This window comes from Aeromonas sp. QDB14, from assembly GCF_027707845.1.
Classification (GTDB): domain Bacteria; phylum Pseudomonadota; class Gammaproteobacteria; order Enterobacterales; family Aeromonadaceae; genus Aeromonas; species Aeromonas caviae.
Genome location: NZ_JAPCJD010000030.1, coordinates 15,654 through 31,419 on the forward strand (window position 1 = coordinate 15,654; position 15,766 = coordinate 31,419).

A 15,766-nucleotide genomic window follows, 5' to 3' on the forward strand; every position below is an offset into this window, starting at 1 on the left:
CCGACGCCTCACTTGTCCTTGTCCGGAACGGCCGGGTTGAGAAGGGACTGCACCTCAGCTGGCTGCACAAGGTCACCGGTCTTGTTATCCCAGGCATTGCGCTCATAGGTGATGACGGCGGCCAGTTCCTGCGCCGTCAACTGTTTGCCAAAAGGTTGCATCGCCGTGCCGCTCTTGCCATGCAGGACGATGTCCAGATGCTGGGCCCGATGGTCCGCCTGTGTGGTCACCTTGCTGCCATTGATCGCCGGGAAGATGCCCGGCAATCCGGTACCCGCGGGCTGATGACAGGCCGCACAGTGCCCCAGATAGACTTTCTCCCCCTGCGCCATGGCTTGTGGCAACGTCATGGTCTCCGCTGCCTGCGCCTGTTGCTGTGCCTTGGCAGTTGCCTGCTCGTCTCCCTTTCTGGCAATCCACTTCTCGAACTCCTCTGCGGATTTGGCCACCACAACCACGGGCATGAAACCGTGATCCTTCCCGCACAGCTCGGCGCACTGCCCACGATAGGTGCCCGGCTTGTCGATCCGGGTCCAGGACTCGTTGATGTAGCCAGGATTGGCATCTTTTTTCACGGCGAAGGCGGGAACCCACCAGGAGTGAATGACATCGTCCGAGGTCATCAGGAAACGGATCTTCTTGCCGACCGGCAATACCAGAGGGTTATCCACCTCCAGCAGATAATTGCCGCCCTTGGGGGCATCACCGGAGATCTGCTGTTTGCTGGTCGCCAGCAGGGAATAAAACGCCACCGGATACTCGAGGTATTTGTAATGCCATTTCCATTGCGAGCCCGTGACGAGGACGGTGAGATCGGCCTTGGAGGTATCCTCCATCTTCAACAGGGTCGAGGTTGCCGGTGCCGCCATCGCGATCAGTATCAACACGGGGATGGCCGTCCACAGCAACTCGATGCGGGTGCTTTCGTGAAACTGGGCGGCTTTGGCACCGCGCGATTTTCGATGGTGCACGATGGACCAGAACATGATGCCGAAGACGAGCAGACCGATGACGCAACAGATATAGAAAATCGTCATGTGCAGGTCATAGACCTGCTGGCTGATGGCGGTCGCCCCGCGCGTCATGTTGAACCGGATCTCATTGGCAAAGGCGCTGCTGCTGATGAACCACATCATCATTCCGGCACCTGCCTGAGCTGCATCGTTTCTCACATTGCACTCCCTGTGCACGTTGGAGAAGATGGCCTGCATTCAATACACCCGACGCTAACCATCTGAAAATAATGCATTTATTAAAATTCATTTCACATTCAAGTATTAGTCCATATTCAGAAAAAACCAAAATGCAGACAGCCCTGACCAGGCTCATCAGAGCAGTGGCAATGGGCAAAACGCGAGCAGGGAAGAGGGAGAAACGGGTCCCGGGGTGGCCGCGCCTTGAACGGAGAGAGCTTCAGCCATGGTGAGTCGAATCGATGTGCAGAACCCGGAGGGTCCATTGGTTCCTCCCAGGCTCCGTGGTTTTCTGCCGTGCCAGAGGCGGGGTCAGCCCGCTGGGGCTTGCTGAGCCAGCAGTCTGGCCAGCAGGGAGCGCAATGCTTTTATCAGGGCGGGTTTGCCCGCGACACCCTGTCGGGCAGCCAGCTCTGACCAGGGCGCATATTGCCAGATGGTGGCGATCAGCAACCGTCGTTCATCCTGACTCAACGCATCCAGCATCATCACTCGCCGGAGTAGCCAGCGTTGCAGTGTCGCCTGGCACAATTCGAATGGCTTGTGATGGTGGGCAAAGCAATCGAGTTCCCGATGCTCGAATTCATCCAGATCCGGCACATGAGTGACAGGTCCGCCTCTGAGGGATAGCCAGACCAGTTCGGTATCCAGCCTCTTGAGTTCACCTGCCAGCAGGGCCGGCAACTGGCTCATGAAACGCTGTCGCCATTGCGCCAGCTCTGCGTGATATTCCGATTGCAACGGCATCAGCAGCAAAGCTGCATGACTGCCGCTGGCCGCATCGCGCTGCAGACCAAGACGCAGCACCTTCAATCCCGCCTTGAGCCAGAATGGCAGCAGATCTGGACTGGCGGAGAAGGAAGATCCCAGATAATCGACCCCTAATACCCGATAATGTGATACCAGCTTGTCCAGCAACCGGGACCCCAGCCCGAGACGATGAAGGGCAGGATGGATGGCGATGCGCATCACCCTGGCATAAGAGCGCTCCCCCGCCGTCACGAAACCGGCGTGGGCCAGCAGCGACTGGGGCAGCAGATGTCCACGAGGGCGCCTTCGTCCGGCCCAGATCGCGTGCGCCAGATCAGGGGGTATATTGCCCTCCCGCGCGACCAGCGCCACCCCGAGCAACTCCTGTCCCTGCTCCATCAGATGAATGTCGAGATCCGGCCCCTCCAGCAAATACCGCAGATCACTGGGGCTGGTCTGGTAGTGAGCCAGTACGAGCAGGCCGAACACCCGATTGAGCAGCGCGTCATCACGGGCCAGCTCATCTTGTCCGACCAGGCGCCAGGTCGGTGATGTCGGGGGATGAGGTGCCGATATGTCGGCATTCAGACCAAGGAGCCGGAAGATCAGAGGCTCCAGCGGATCGCTCAGGCTCCAGCGAATGGGCTCCACCAGGTGCAGCTCCTGCCAATCCGGGGTTTGCTCATCGAGTACCCTCTTGAAGCGCAGATGAAAGCCGCGCCCCGTCCCCTCATAGCCGTGCTCCGTTGTAGCGAAGACAATGCGACTGTGACGGGCCAGCATGGCTTCCAGCAGCGGGGTCGGGATGGCGGCGGCCTCATCCACCAGCAACAGATCCGCCAGCACATCTCCTTGAGCCACCCGATCAGGGGACACATAGCTCAGACCGGCCAGCCGCTCAGGCATCTCTGCCAGCGCGCGCTCTGCATGGGCAAAAAGTGTCGCCACTGTAGCGTGGGAAGGGGCCGTCACCGCTATCGTCAAGGCCGGATCCCGACTCAGCAAGTCGGCGCTCGCCAGCCCCAGCACGGCGCTCTTGCCACGACCGCGATCGGCGCTCAGCACCAGGGGGCGACGGCGATGGCCGTGCAACACGTTGTGGATGGCGGGCAGCGCACGGGCCTGATCCGCACTTAGCGGCCGGTCCCCGTCGAGAGGCTGCCAGGTAATATCACAAGAGGCAGGCGTCAGATCTCGCGCCGGATCTTCTTCCAGCAACCGTACCAGACGGGAGATGAACCCCTGCCCGGCACGATCGACCTCCTCTGGCTGGGCGACCAGCCTCTGACGATCAGGGTCTGGGTAGGTCGGCCATACCTCCCGCGGCGGGGTCAGCAGAAGCAAGAGCCCCCCAGCCCTCAATGTCCCCGCCAAGGCACCGAATGCATCGGGGTGAAAACCGCTGAAGGCATTGAATACCAGGGTGTCGCACTCCTGACCGAGCCGTTGAAGCGCCTTGGCGGCAGGCTGCGGAGCATGACGCTCAGGACCCTGCCCCAGCCAGAACACCCCCCCCCACAGCAAGGATTCGGCACGAACGATGCAGTCATCCTCCTCCCCTTCCAGCCAGATCAGACGCCGCTCGCCGGCAGAAGCGATAGCGTGGCGCAAGGCGAGCAGCTCGGCTGACATCATGGAGCTGGGCTGGCGTCTGGCTTCACACGGGGTTCAAACATGCGCTCCCCCATCTGGTCGATGAAGGTATGGGCCTTTTGCACCATGAAGCGCTCGGCATCCGCCGGGTTGGCAAAGAGATCGGAGCGGATGAAGCGATGGGTCTGTAATTGCCCGTCTATCTCCCTGGTGATGCGACCGGCCAGCCTGTATTGCCCCCCTTCCGCCATGGGCTCGGGATAGATGAGATAGCCCATGTATTCGATGGGCTCAACCTCGGGGCTCTGGGCGATCTCTCCCTTGAACAGGGCATTGAATAGTTTTTTGAACATGTTCGCATCCTCTCTGATAAAGGCATTCTCCCCAAGGGTGGAATCACTGGCAAGCACGGGATCTTATTACCATTCGTTCTTTGCACTACGAACCATTCTCATTTAGATTTCATCTCATTCCAGCATGAGGTCCAGATTATGTACGTGTGTTTGTGCCGCGGCATCACAGATAACCAGATCCGCAAGGCGGTACAGGCAGGCAAGACTGAATTCAGACAGTTGAAACAGTCGCTGGAAGTCGGTGCCCAATGTGGTAAATGTGTGCGCATGGCGATGGAGATCATCGCTACCGAAATCGACAAGATGAGGTCAGAGCAGGCACCGCTCTATTACGAAGTGGCGTAAAACCGCCGACTGCTCGTCTTCATCTCTCCTTCTGCCCTCCAGGGGACGACTTTCCCCCATCACGTTATGGTCATGTTTCTGGACTAAGCTCTAGTGATCGTTGCCTAGGCTCGAAAACGAGGAGTAATGTCGATGAAAGGAGATCCCAAAATCATTGCCCACCTCAACAAGGTGCTGGCCAATGAGCTGGTTGCCATCAACCAATACTTCCTGCATGCCCGCATCTATGATGACTGGGGCCTCAAGGGGCTGGGGCACAAGGAGTATCACGAATCCATCGATGAGATGAAACATGCCGACGAGCTGGTCAAGCGGGTGCTGTTTCTGGAAGGGCTGCCCAACTTGCAGGATCTGGGCAAGCTGCGCATTGGTGAGACGGTGGAAGAGATGCTGCGCTGTGACTTGTCTCTGGAGATGGACGCCATCCCCGACCTGAAAGTCGCCATCACCTATGCCGAGTCTGTGCAGGACTACGTCAGCCGCGACCTGTTCCAGGAGATCCTGGAAGATGAAGAGGAGCATGTGGACTGGCTGGAAACCCAGCTCGATCTCATCGCCCGTATCGGTCTGGAAAACTACCAGCAATCCCAGCTCCATGCCGAGTCATCCTGAATCGCGATGACATCAAGAGACAATCCCAACCCGCCCAGGCGGGTTTTTTCATGGTACCAGCGGCAGAGATCTTGCCCAACGATACGGTAGCCTGCCTGATTGCTGACAAGGCAGGCCAGAGGCTGTCAGGATGGCTGGCGCCGGATTGAACCGCCTCCGGGATCACAGTTACGATGCATGGGGCAGCGGCAGGCGCCGCTTTCGATTAGGATACGACCCCATTCCCATCATTTTGCTACGGATGACCTCCATGGAACTGATTGCACGCGAGATGGCGCCCCACAAACGGGTTGCCCTGGTGGCTCACGACAACATGAAAGCCCCTCTGCTGAACTGGGTGCTGCGCCGCAAGGAGGAGCTCAAGCTCCACCACCTCTATGCGACCGGCACCACGGGCACCCTGCTCGGCAAGAAGGCGCAGCTGCCCATTACCTGCCTCTTCTCCGGCCCCATGGGAGGGGATCAGCAGCTCGGCGCCCTCATCGCCGAAGGGAAGATAGACGTGATGATCTTCTTCTGGGATCCCCTCAATCCCGCCGCCCACGATCCTGACGTCAAGGCCCTGCTGCGCCTCGCGGCCGTCTGGAACATCCCGGTCGCCACCAACGAGGCGACGGCGGACTTCATCATGGACAGCCCGCACATGCAGCAGGCATTCAGCGTCCAGGTGCCCGACTACGCCGGCTACCTTAAGGCCAGAACCGAATAAGCAACGCCAGACAGCAAAGAGCCGGAACAGATGTCCGGCTCTTTTCTTTCATGTGTCCCGTCCTGAATATGGTTTACACCTTTCCCCCCAATAAATGGAGAACCCGATGGGACAAGGTGTGAAACGGACACAGCACGATTACTCGCTGACTTTTAAACTGGCGCTGGTCGAGCAGATTGAAAAAGGCGAGCTCACCTACAAACAGGCTCAGGTGCGCTATGGCATTCAGGGCCGTTCCACCGTTCTGGTATGGTTGCGTAAACATGGTCGGCAAGATTGGAGCCAGGGGGCTTCTGTTCGTGCCGGCAGGAGCATCACCATGCCAGACCCCGACAACCAGACGCCCGAGCAGCGTATCAAGGAACTCGAGCAACAGCTGGCGCTGATGAGTCAGAAAGCCCAGTTCTTTGAGGCCGTCGTCGATGTACTGAAGAATGACTACGGCGTCTCCATCGTAAAAAAGCGACCCGGCAAGTCCTCTCGCAGCGGCAAGTCGAGAGGCTGACCATTGTCAGGGCTTGCCTGTTTCTCGGGATAAGCCGGCAGACTTACTACAAGCGCAATCGGGTCGCCGACGAGCGCCATGCACAAGGGCTACAGGTGGTGCGCTTTGTGCGTCAGGTTCGACTGCGACAACCGCGGGTGGGCACTCGCAAGCTGCATTATCTGCTGCAGGGTCAGGATGATGACGGGCTCAAGGTCGGGCGTGACAGGCTGTTTCAGATATTGGCCGAGCACCGCCTGCTGGTGCTGCCTAAGCGGGCGTATCACAAGACCACCCACAGTTTTCACCGTTTCTACCGTCATCCCAACTTGCTCAAGGCGGGGCCAGAGCAGGTCACACCGGTGGCACCGGAGCAGGTCTGGGTCGCAGATATCACCTATCTGCCAGCCAGGAGCGGGCCGCTGTACCTGAGCCTGGTGACGGATGCGTACTCACGCAAGATAGTAGGCCACCACGTACACGAAGGAATGCACGCGGAGTCGGTGGCGATGGCGTTCAAGAAAGCGCTGAAGCAACGGTGTGGCAGCGGGGAGCTAATCCATCACTCAGACCGTGGCGTGCAGTATTGCTCGGGACTGTATCAGTCATTACATGAACGGTACGGGGTGAAATGCTCGATGACGGATGGGTATGACTGTTACCAGAATGCGTTGGCGGAGCGGGTGAACGGGATTTTGAAAGGAGAGTTATTGTTGCAAAGCCCGCAGGATTTGGCGCAAGCGCGGGAAATGGTGCGTGAAGCGGTGGATATTTACAACGCGGAGCGGCCGCATCATGCGTTGAAATACAGAACCCCCGATGCGGTACATAGGGGGTTCTGAGTAGAGAAATGCTAGTTGAAAATGTGTAAACCTATTTCAGGACTAGACAATGGGTGGAGAAGGTCAGCGCTGGAGGCTTTTCTGCGCGAATTTGGGCCTGGCATTCATGATCTGCTCCACCTGCTCGTCGCTCATCTTGCCCCGCGACAGCCCCAGAACCTTGTAGGTAAGCAGAGGGCGCGCTGGCAGGGCGATCATCAGGGCGCGGATCTGGTTCTCGTCCTCCTTCTCTCGCGTCGGCTTGCCGTAGGCGTAGGTGAGCACGCCGGCATCCATCAGGTTTTTGACGGCGGGTTCGGTGATCGGCAGGTTTATGACGCTTTTCCGTTGCAGTACGAACTCCCGCAGCACCGCCTTCTCGTTGAAGTCGAGGAAGCCAATCATCTGGGCCAGTTGATCCTGCTGGCGGCGGGACTGCCACTCGTCACAGGCCCACTCCCAGGCGATCAGGAAGCCCTGACTGCAGAAATAGGAGATGGCGATCAACATGCCGACCCCAAGCCAGGCCGCATGAGCCGTGGCCCACTGGCTCACGGCGCCTTTCATCAATCCGGCCGGAAACAGCAGGATGATGCTGCAGCAAAGCAGCAGCCAGACCATCAGCCAGTTGAGGCGATTAAGCTGGTAAAAATGTTGGATCCACCGTTTCATCGTTCACCCTTCCCAAGTCAATGTGGACAGTAGCCAACTCATAGCAATCGCTGTGCCAGCACAAGGATCCCCGTAAAAAGATCAGGATCCCGGACGGGAGAGTCGAGGGTTGTCACATCCTTTTACAACTTGTCGCACGGATCATCCCCTGTTGGCCTTGCGCCTCACCGAGCCACTTGGTAAAAATCCCGCACTGTCATTGGGGAGTAGCAACCCGCCCGTGATCCGGGCAGGGCTCATGTCAACATTCTTGGATCTGCCGATCCATGGCATGGGCGGCGATAGCACCTATCGTCCTGCAAGACCTTTGGCCTCGATACGCAAGCCAGCCGGGCGAGCCGTATCGAGTCCATCGGTTGTTCTGCTCGCCTGGCGGTTACTCATCATGCTGATCACCCTGCTGTTATTTCTGATCTCTGCCGTCACCATCTATCTGGCCTGCGAATACTTCGTCAACGGCATCGAATGGACCGGCCATCATTTCAAACTGTCCCAAAGTGCCACCGGTTCTCTGCTGGCGGCCCTCGGCACGGCCCTGCCCGAATGTATCGTCACCCTGACCGCCCTGCTGATGGGGGATGCCCCCGCCCAGCAGCAGATAGGCATAGGTGCGGCCCTCGGCGGTCCCCTGGTGCTCTCCACCCTTGGCTATGCCGCCGTTGGCGTGACCCTGCTGCTGTGCCTGGACCATGGGCACAGGGTCATTCATGGTGAGGTGCAGCGCGAAATTGGCCGCGATCAGGCCTGGTTTGCCGCTATCTTCCTGCTGGCCGTGCTGCTTGGCATGGTGGCCTTCACCGGTAAAACCTGGCTGGCCCCCCTGTTCGTGCTGATGTACCTCCTCTATGTGCGACGTGAGCTGAAACAGACCGACAGCCACGAGGCCGAATTGCCCTCCCCCCTCAAGCTGGATCCGCACGCCAGGATCCCGGCGCTCGGCAAGGTGCTGCTGCAAACCCTGGTGGCGCTCGGTGTGGTGGCGCTGGCGGCCCAGCTGTTCGTTCACCAGCTGGAGAGCATGGGCGAGCTGTTCGGCCTCTCGCCGGTGCTGGCGGCCCTGCTGCTGAGCCCGGTGGCCACCGAAATGCCCGAGCTGATGAACGTGCTTATCTGGGTGCGGCAGGGCAAACACCGGCTGGCACTGGCCAATATCTCGGGGGCCATGATGATCCAGGGCACCATTCCCAAGGCGTTCTGCCTGCTGTTCACCCCCTGGCTGCTGGATAACACCATGATGGCCTCCTCCCTGGTGACGCTGCTGGCGGTCGCGCTGATGTGGTGGGGGTTCAGTCGGGAGCGGATGACAGCGGGCAGGCTCGCCCTGGTGGGGCTGGTTTACCTGGGTTTCTGCGGCTGGCTGATGATGAGCTGAGGGCCGGCATCTGCCTCTGGCGCAACAAGAAAGGGCAGGATCCCATCCTGCCCTTCATCTCACGGGGTAGTGTCAATCAGGCCGAGCCGAGGTCTTAGAACTGCTGGAACCAGCGCTGGATCTGGGCCGGATCCTTGCTCTGGGTCAGGGCGAGCATCAGCAGCACCCGCGCCTTCTGCGGGTTGAGGGTCTCGGCGGCGACGAAGCCGTACTTGGCGTCATCGATCTCCGCATCCAAGGTGGTGGAACCGGTCGGCACGCGGGCGGAACGCACCACGCGAATGCCGTCCTTGCTCGCCTTGGCCAGGGTGTCGAACAGGGTGTGGTAGAGGTTGCCGTTGCCCACCCCGGCACTGACGATGCCGTCAAACTTGGCATCCACCAGGGCCTTGGCCGGCAGGTCCGAGGCGTTGGCGTAGCTGTAGACGATGCCGACCTGGGGCAACTTGTCGAGCTTGCTCACGTCGAACGGGGTCTTGCTGGTGTGCTGGCGGGCCGGGCTGCGCTGGTAGTCGATCTTGCCGTTGTGGATGTAGCCGAGCGGGCCGAAGTTGGGGGAGGCGAAGGTCTGCACTCCTGTGGTGTTTGTCTTGGTGACGTCGCGGGCATCCAGCACGGTGTCGATCATCGCTACCATGACGCCACGTCCCTTTGAGGCGGGGTCGGAGGCAGTCACCACGGCGTTGTAGAGGTTCATGGGGCCGTCGGCGCTCATGGCGGTGGAGGGGCGCATGGCGCCCACCAGCACCACCGGCTTGTCGCTCTTGACGGTCAGATTGAGGAAGTAGGCGGTCTCCTCCATGGTGTCGGTGCCGTGGGTGATGACGATGCCGTCCACGTCATCCCTGGCCAGCAGCGCGTTGACGCGCTTGGCGAGCGTGAGCCACACCTCGTCGTTCATGTCCTGGGAGCCGATCTTGACCACCTGCTCACCCTGCACGTCGGCCACGTTTTTCATCTCGGGCACGGCGGCGATCAGCGTCTCGATGGCCACCTTGCCGGCCTCGTAGTTGGACTGGGTGGCAGACTGGCCCGCCCCGGCAATGGTGCCGCCGGTGGCCAGAATGTGCACGCTGGGCAGCGCCATAGCCATCGGGGAGAGGGTCAGGCCGAGCACGGCGGCGATCAGGGTCTTGCGAATGGGAAGGGTCATGCTGCAATCCTTCTTATGGGTTGATTGCAGCATTTTTATTCTTTTTAAACGGAATTTAAGTGATCGTTCTCACCAATAAAAAGAATTAAACAGAATATTGGTCTGTTTTTTACCACTTAGGTGATAAGTCATTCCGCGGTGAAGCCACTGGCCTCGACTAGGGCGATCAGCTCCGCCTTGCCCAGCTCGCTCTCGATAACGGCCTTGCGGCTGGCAAAGTCGACGCTGGCGGTGCTGACGGCAGGCTGGGCCAACAACGCTTTTTGCAGGCTGGCGGCACAGCCACCACAGGACATGCCGGAAACGGTGAGTTCGATGGTCATGGGTAATCTCCTCTCTGAATGTCCCCCCAGCCTAAAGCTGACGGCCGCAGCAAGGTCAAGCCCTAGCGGGCCAGTACCGACTCACGCACCACCAGACGCCCCTGGAACTTCTGCGGTTCGTCGGCCGGACGCAGGCCTTGTGCCAGCTGTGCCAGCAGCACGCGCACGCTCTCCTGGGCCAGCCGTTCACTCGGGTATTCGATGCAGGTCAATGGCGGAGTCAGCTGGCTTGCCAGGGTGGCCCCCTCCAGGCTGATGACGGACACATCCTGGGGAACGTGGAGGTTGAACTCACGCAGCAGTCGCATGGCATCGGCCGCCTGGGCATCCTGCTGCACCACCAGGGCGGTGAAGGGCAGATAGCGGTTGAGCAGGCCGAGCAGCGCCTGCTGGTTGTCGGCACCGTCGATCACCAATTGGCCGTTGTAGGGCAGGGATTGCTGCTGCAGTGCCTGCTGATAGCCCGTGATGGCACTCTTGCCCGCCGGCGACAGCTTGTCGTCCAGCATCAGCACCAACTGGCGATGCCCCTTGCCAAGCAGGAAGCGGCAGGCGCTCTCGGTGGCAAACGTCAGGTCGTAGCAGAGATTGAGGTTGTCCGAATCGCTCACCCCATCGAGCTGGATGAGGCGCTCGTCCGGCGCCAGGGATTGCTTGGCTCCCAGCACCAGCACGCCGTCACAACGCCCCCCCAACAGCTCATCGACCGCCCGCTGCTGTTGCTCCGCCTCGTCGGCGAAGCGCACCAGCATGCTCTTGCCCGCCTTGGTCAGCGCCCCTTCCAGCAGTGGCAGCATGCTGGCCAGCCGGTTGCCAAGCTGGGAAGAGAGGATGATCCCCACGCAATCCGTCGCCTGGGTCGCCAGAGAGCGGGCCGTGGCATTGGGTCGAAAATTCAGCTGCTCGGCAGCCTGCAGCACGGCCAGGCGACTCTCTTCCCGCACGCCGCGCGAGCCGCTCAGAACACGGGAAACGGTGGCTTTGGACACATTCGCAAGACGCGACACATCGGTAATATTGGCCATGGGTTCAATTCCGGTAACCGGTTTACAACTGGTTTCATCCTACCATGCCCCCAACGGGGCGGGAACCTCCAGACTCCCGCCCTGTGAGCCAGATGCTATTGCAGTGCGGACGCCGTCTGGCGAATGCCGGCCTCACCGAACACGATGTCATTTCCCCTTGGGGAGAGATCCATGCTGCCGTAGTCGTAGGACATGTCTAGCACCTCCTCTTCCCCGGCACCATTCCCCTTCCAGGACCAGGCGATCCACCCTACCGACTCGCTCTGCGCCTTGCCAAGCAGATGATAGTGATCGACGTTGTTGGGGGCCTGGAAGCGCTTGTCTCCGAACTCGCCAAACAGGAATGCCAGGTTCTGCGCCTTCATCTGGGCAATGGCGGCATCGATCTCGGCAGGCGTGTCCCAGAGCCAGTGGTAGGCGTGCAGGGAGAACAGCAGGTTCTTGCTGGCATCGGCATTGAGCAACTCGCTGCCACGACCCGAGAGGAAGCTCTGCACGTACTGGCCGCAGTGGGCCGCATCGATCACCAGCGGCATGGTATAGCCGCCATCGCGCAGTCCCTTGATGAGCCCCTTGTAGGTGGTGATAAAGTCGGCGTAATTGTTGGTATCCTCACCCCATTCATTGGCGATGTTAAGCAGGATCTTGCCCTTGTACTTGGGATCCTGCATCACGGCCTTCCAGCTGCCGAGCCAGAGCGAGTCGACGGCGGTCTGCAGCGGCTGCGGGTTGCTCTGGCAGGTCACGTCGCTCTCCCAGTACATGGGCATGGCGACCATGTTGCGGGCGACGATGGCATCGAGGACACCGCGCAGCTCCTGGGCCGTGGTGTGCTTGCGCAGTTGCAGTCGCACTATGTTGGCGCCGGTATTGGCGATCGGCGTGATGGCCGCGAAGGCCGCCCCCGGGTTGTCGCCATACTGCAGGTTGATGCCGCGGGCGATGAAGCGCTGACCACTGGCGGAGTAAAGCTGGCCATCCTTCACATACATGTCCCCCGAGCCCGGTGTCGGTGTGGAGCTGGCCACCTGGCAGCTCTGGCCATTCTCCCAGCCCCAGCCGTCACCGTCCGGATCGCTGGTCGCCGAGGCACAGGTCGGGTAAGTGGTCGCGCCGCCGCCCGACCCTGCCACCACCTGGCAGCTCTGGCCATTCTCCCAGCCCCAACCGTCACCGTCCGGGTCGCTGGCCGCCGAGGCACAGGCCGGGTAGGTGGTCGCGGCCAGGGCCGAAGGGCTCAGCAGCAGAGCGGGCACGGTGCTGCAGCCGAGCAGCAGGGTAGCGATGATCGTCTTTCTCTTCACTTTTCTATCCTTTTATTTATCCAGGGGATAAGCGGTTATTCCATAATCAGGACAGCGATACCGCATCATTCATTGTCACGTCGTGATGGAAATACACCACCGAGGCATTCTCTGTGGCGGACAATAAAATCAGCCACAGAGCATCAGGACCCTTCTTGTTATTTATTTCTGATGGGCGAATAAGGTGGCTGCCGGCTCGCACAGGCAGCCAGGTGTTCGATTATTTGGCCGCGATCTTGATCCATTTCACGAACATATAACCCCAGTCATTGGGCGCCTTGCCGAAGCTGATGCTGTTGCTGCCCTCCTGCAGGGTCACCGGGAGCACCTTCTCTTCACCGGCTTCACCGGTCTGGGGGAAGTCGATCTGCACCGGCTCGCCGCCGTTGACCACCAGGGTGTTCTTCTTGCCGCCCCACTTGGCATTGAAGAAGAGGCGAAGCTGGTACTCACCGGCACTGGGCACCGCAACCGTCCAGGTCACCTTGTCCCCCTCGCTGGCAAAGGGACCGAGAAAACCGTCATCCCCCAGGGTCAGCTGGTCCTTGGCGCTGGTGACCACATTCAGTTGACCATCTCCGGCCGACTGCTCGACCAGATAGTCGGCCGCCATCGCAGACAGGGACAACGCGGGTAGAACCAGCCAGAGAGCACCGAGAAAAATATGTTTCTTCATCTTTATCTCCTTCATGGAGACGGTCGTGCCGCTTTATTTTTGAATATGTGAAAGAGACACCCTGTATCGGGATAAACCGCACAAGGCTATATTTCACACTCGCCAAAAAAGGCCTCCGACGACTCGCTCTCCGATGTGAATGAAACACGAATGAATACGGGCCGCACCATTAGATGCGGCCCGTACTGTTATTCCGCCACGACCTTGACGGACTTCACGAACATATACCCCCAGTCACCGGCGAATTTACCGAAGCTCACCAGGTTCTTGCCCTGCTTGAGCTGCACCGGGACGACTTGCACCTGACCGGCCTCGTCGGTCTGCGGGAATTCGATCGGGTGAATATCGGTGCCATTGATGACGACGCTGTTCTTCTTGCCGCCCCACTTGCCGTTGAAGTGCAGGTGCAGGTTGAAGGCGCCGGACCAGGGGGCCTCGACGTGCCAGGTGATCTTGTCACCCTCGCTGGCAAACGGACCGGCGAAACCGTCGGCCGCCACCTCCAGCTGGTTCTCGGCACTCTTGACCACGTTCAGCTCACCCTCTTTGGCCACCAGCTCGGCAGAGCTGAACTCGCAGTAGCTGACCGGCAGCTCGCCCCTGGCCCGATCCACCTTCACCTTGATGGATCTCGCACTCCGGGCGAGGCCGTCATCGGCACTGAAGGTCAGCTCATACTCGCCCGCCTGAGGGAACCAGGCACGGGTCGAAGCCTTATCGCCGTGGCAGAACCTGGCCTCGAGGGGCCCGGTGCTGCGCCACCCCACCTTGACCTGCGGGGTCGGCAGCTGGTCGTCGCGCCAGACGGCGCTGAGCAGGACACCCTGATCCACCGAGGTGGTCAGATCGCCACCCACTTCGACCACAGGCGGCAGATTCTGCTGGGTGTGTTTGACCGAGATGACGTTGGAGGGTTGGGAGGCACCCGACTCATTCTTGGCGATGACCCTGTAGTAGTAGGTCTGACCCAGCTTGAGCGAGCCGTAGTCGTCGCTGAACAGGCTCATCCTGCTCGGGTCCCACTCGTTGACGCCATCCGAGACATCCTTGCCGACACGGGTCCAGGGACCCTTGGCGGAAGTGGCGCGCTCGATGTCATAGGCACGTCCCACCGGCGCCCCCATCCAGTTGATGGCAAACGGCGAATCGGTCTGGCGCAGCAACGGAGCGTCCGGTGCCGGCAGGGCAGGCGCCTGCGCCAGACCCGCCATCTGGGCCGACGCCTTGCGCACCAGGTCGACGACGTCCATCTCCTGGTTGGCCTTGCCCTCTATCGGGAATCCGGGCAGGTGATAGCTGTAGTGCCCCGTGTACTCCTTGTGCCAGTAGAAGCCCCCGTCGTGACGGTGGCCACGGAAACCCCAGATGAAGCCCCCCACCGCCTTGGCGCCATCCACCTCGGTATGGACGATGGACTGCATGATGTTGTCCAGATCCCGGTGATCGAGCAGGCCGAACTCGCCCACCAGATAGGCCTTCTTGCCGGCGATGGCGGTCAGATCCTTCTTCACCTGATCCGGGTGGTTGTTGCCGGCGTTGGTGTAGTAGTGGTTGCTGATGATGTCGACGTTCGGATCCTTGAGAGAGAAGTCGTTGATCTTCTTGTAGGTGCCGTCGATGACCAGCTGGTGCGGAGCGAACTGCTTGATCCAGGCCGCGGTCCGGGTCAGGAAGGCCTCATTGGAGTTCTCCAGCTCGTTGCCGGTCTCCCAGGCCATGATCGCCTTCTCGTCATAGTAGTGACGGCCGGTGATCGTGTTCTTGCGGGTGATCACCTGGCGGATGATGTCCTGATAGGCCTTGTAGGTCTTGCTCGAGGTGTCGTAGAAGTCGTCTGCCGTCTCCTTGTAGAAGGCTGCCAGCTGCTCGCGCCCGCCCCACCACCACCAGTGATCGATGAAGGGCAGGATGAGCCGCAGCCCCTGCTTGTCGGCCTCGGCAATCATGTTGTCATAGACCACCATGGCCTTTTCATTGAGCACGGGCATGCCGTCTGCCGTGGCAGGGGCCAGAATGTGGGTCTCGCGCTCACAAGCCTGGTCGTTCTCCTGCTGCACCGAGAGGACATAGACCCGCTGGGCCTTGGCGCCAGTCTGCACCATGGCGCGGATCCAGTTGGCCTGCTCCTCGGCGGTCGGCCACTTGAAGTACTGGCCCCAGCCCCGCGGGTCGGCCTTGCACACGCCGCGCGCATCGTCTTCGATGCGGTGCAGCTCGGGGGCGTGGATGCCGGCAAAGCGGAACCCCTGCTTGCCATCCATCAGCGCCGCCCCCTGGCGGGTGATGAAGTGCTCAAAGTGGGAAGGCGCCGCCAGTGTGCTGCCGGCCAGGGCCGACAGCACACAGAAACTCAGGGTATTGCGTAAGAGAGATCTCATGCT

General features: G+C 60.3%; 15 protein-coding genes and 1 riboswitch. Of the genes, 5 read left to right on the plus strand and 10 right to left on the minus strand.

The features are described 5' to 3' along the window. Window positions 1–8 precede the first annotated feature (8 nt). The 3 genes from coxB to PG887_RS11645 all read right to left on the minus strand — a co-directional run bounded on the left by coxB (window position 9) and on the right by PG887_RS11645 (window position 3,889). A complete protein-coding gene (gene coxB, locus PG887_RS11635; protein ID WP_270821748.1) occupies window positions 9–1,139 on the minus strand; it encodes a cytochrome c oxidase subunit II in 1,131 nt (376 codons plus the stop codon). 366 nt (window positions 1,140–1,505) lie between these two features. Then, a complete protein-coding gene (locus tag PG887_RS11640) occupies window positions 1,506–3,578 on the minus strand; it encodes a tRNA(Met) cytidine acetyltransferase TmcA (RefSeq protein ID WP_270821749.1) in 2,073 nt (690 codons plus the stop codon). Further along, entirely contained in the window at window positions 3,575–3,889 is a 315-nt protein-coding gene (locus PG887_RS11645) for an HlyU family transcriptional regulator (RefSeq protein ID WP_041211748.1), read from the minus strand. The genes PG887_RS11640 and PG887_RS11645 overlap by 4 nt, the downstream gene beginning before the upstream one ends. Before the next feature lie 138 nt (window positions 3,890–4,027). Between PG887_RS11645 and PG887_RS11650 the strand changes: the two genes are divergently transcribed. From PG887_RS11650 to PG887_RS11665, 4 genes are all read left to right on the plus strand, one after another. Continuing rightward, on the plus strand, window positions 4,028–4,234 hold the full coding sequence (locus PG887_RS11650) for a bacterioferritin-associated ferredoxin (RefSeq protein WP_199769676.1): 207 nt from the start codon (window positions 4,028–4,030) through the stop codon (window positions 4,232–4,234). Between the two features lie 132 nt (window positions 4,235–4,366). Then, entirely contained in the window at window positions 4,367–4,846 is a 480-nt protein-coding gene (gene bfr, locus PG887_RS11655; protein WP_010675778.1) for a bacterioferritin, read from the plus strand. A gap of 250 nt (window positions 4,847–5,096) precedes the next feature. Beyond that, window positions 5,097–5,555: a methylglyoxal synthase gene (locus PG887_RS11660; RefSeq protein ID WP_041211864.1), complete on the plus strand. Its 459-nt coding sequence runs from the start codon at window positions 5,097–5,099 to the stop codon at window positions 5,553–5,555. A gap of 106 nt (window positions 5,556–5,661) precedes the next feature. After that, window positions 5,662–6,881 (plus strand): IS3 family transposase gene (locus tag PG887_RS11665; protein WP_270821750.1). Its coding sequence is split into 2 segments (ribosomal slippage): window positions 5,662–6,010 and window positions 6,010–6,881, totalling 1,221 coding nucleotides; the frame shifts between segments, so codons are not numbered across the junction. 63 nt (window positions 6,882–6,944) lie between these two features. Here the strand turns inward: PG887_RS11665 and PG887_RS11670 are convergent. Continuing rightward, the gene (locus PG887_RS11670) at window positions 6,945–7,532 is read right to left on the minus strand and encodes a superinfection exclusion B family protein (RefSeq protein WP_010675780.1); all 588 of its coding nucleotides are present in this window, start codon (window positions 7,530–7,532) and stop codon (window positions 6,945–6,947) included. A 189-nt stretch (window positions 7,533–7,721) separates the two neighbouring features. Then, a riboswitch (yybP-ykoY riboswitch) is annotated at window positions 7,722–7,829 on the plus strand. Between the two features lie 88 nt (window positions 7,830–7,917). On the opposite strand from PG887_RS11670, the gene PG887_RS11675 reads away from it, so the two are divergent. Beyond that, window positions 7,918–8,904 (plus strand): sodium:calcium antiporter, encoded by a 987-nt coding sequence (locus tag PG887_RS11675; protein ID WP_237690372.1) that lies wholly within the window; start codon window positions 7,918–7,920, stop codon window positions 8,902–8,904. Window positions 8,905–8,998: 94 nt separating this feature from the next. Here PG887_RS11675 and ansB read toward each other — a convergent pair whose 3' ends face one another. The 6 genes from ansB to PG887_RS11705 form a co-directional block, all read right to left on the minus strand. Continuing rightward, window positions 8,999–10,057 carry an L-asparaginase 2 gene (gene ansB / locus PG887_RS11680; protein WP_270821752.1) on the minus strand — a complete coding sequence of 353 codons (1,059 nt, stop codon included), beginning with the start codon at window positions 10,055–10,057 and terminating at the stop codon, window positions 8,999–9,001. A 128-nt stretch (window positions 10,058–10,185) separates the two neighbouring features. After that, window positions 10,186–10,380: a heavy-metal-associated domain-containing protein gene (locus PG887_RS11685; RefSeq protein WP_128312930.1), complete on the minus strand. Its 195-nt coding sequence runs from the start codon at window positions 10,378–10,380 to the stop codon at window positions 10,186–10,188. A 62-nt stretch (window positions 10,381–10,442) separates the two neighbouring features. Further along, window positions 10,443–11,405: a LacI family DNA-binding transcriptional regulator gene (locus PG887_RS11690; RefSeq protein ID WP_041211752.1), complete on the minus strand. Its 963-nt coding sequence runs from the start codon at window positions 11,403–11,405 to the stop codon at window positions 10,443–10,445. 95 nt (window positions 11,406–11,500) lie between these two features. Next, entirely contained in the window at window positions 11,501–12,709 is a 1,209-nt protein-coding gene (locus PG887_RS11695) for a carbohydrate-binding domain-containing protein (protein ID WP_210599895.1), read from the minus strand. A 220-nt stretch (window positions 12,710–12,929) separates the two neighbouring features. Next, window positions 12,930–13,385 carry a CBM35 domain-containing protein gene (locus PG887_RS11700; protein WP_041211754.1) on the minus strand — a complete coding sequence of 152 codons (456 nt, stop codon included), beginning with the start codon at window positions 13,383–13,385 and terminating at the stop codon, window positions 12,930–12,932. 188 nt (window positions 13,386–13,573) lie between these two features. Continuing rightward, entirely contained in the window at window positions 13,574–15,763 is a 2,190-nt protein-coding gene (locus PG887_RS11705; RefSeq protein WP_128341829.1) for a CBM35 domain-containing protein, read from the minus strand. Between the last annotated feature and the right edge of the window lie 3 nt (window positions 15,764–15,766).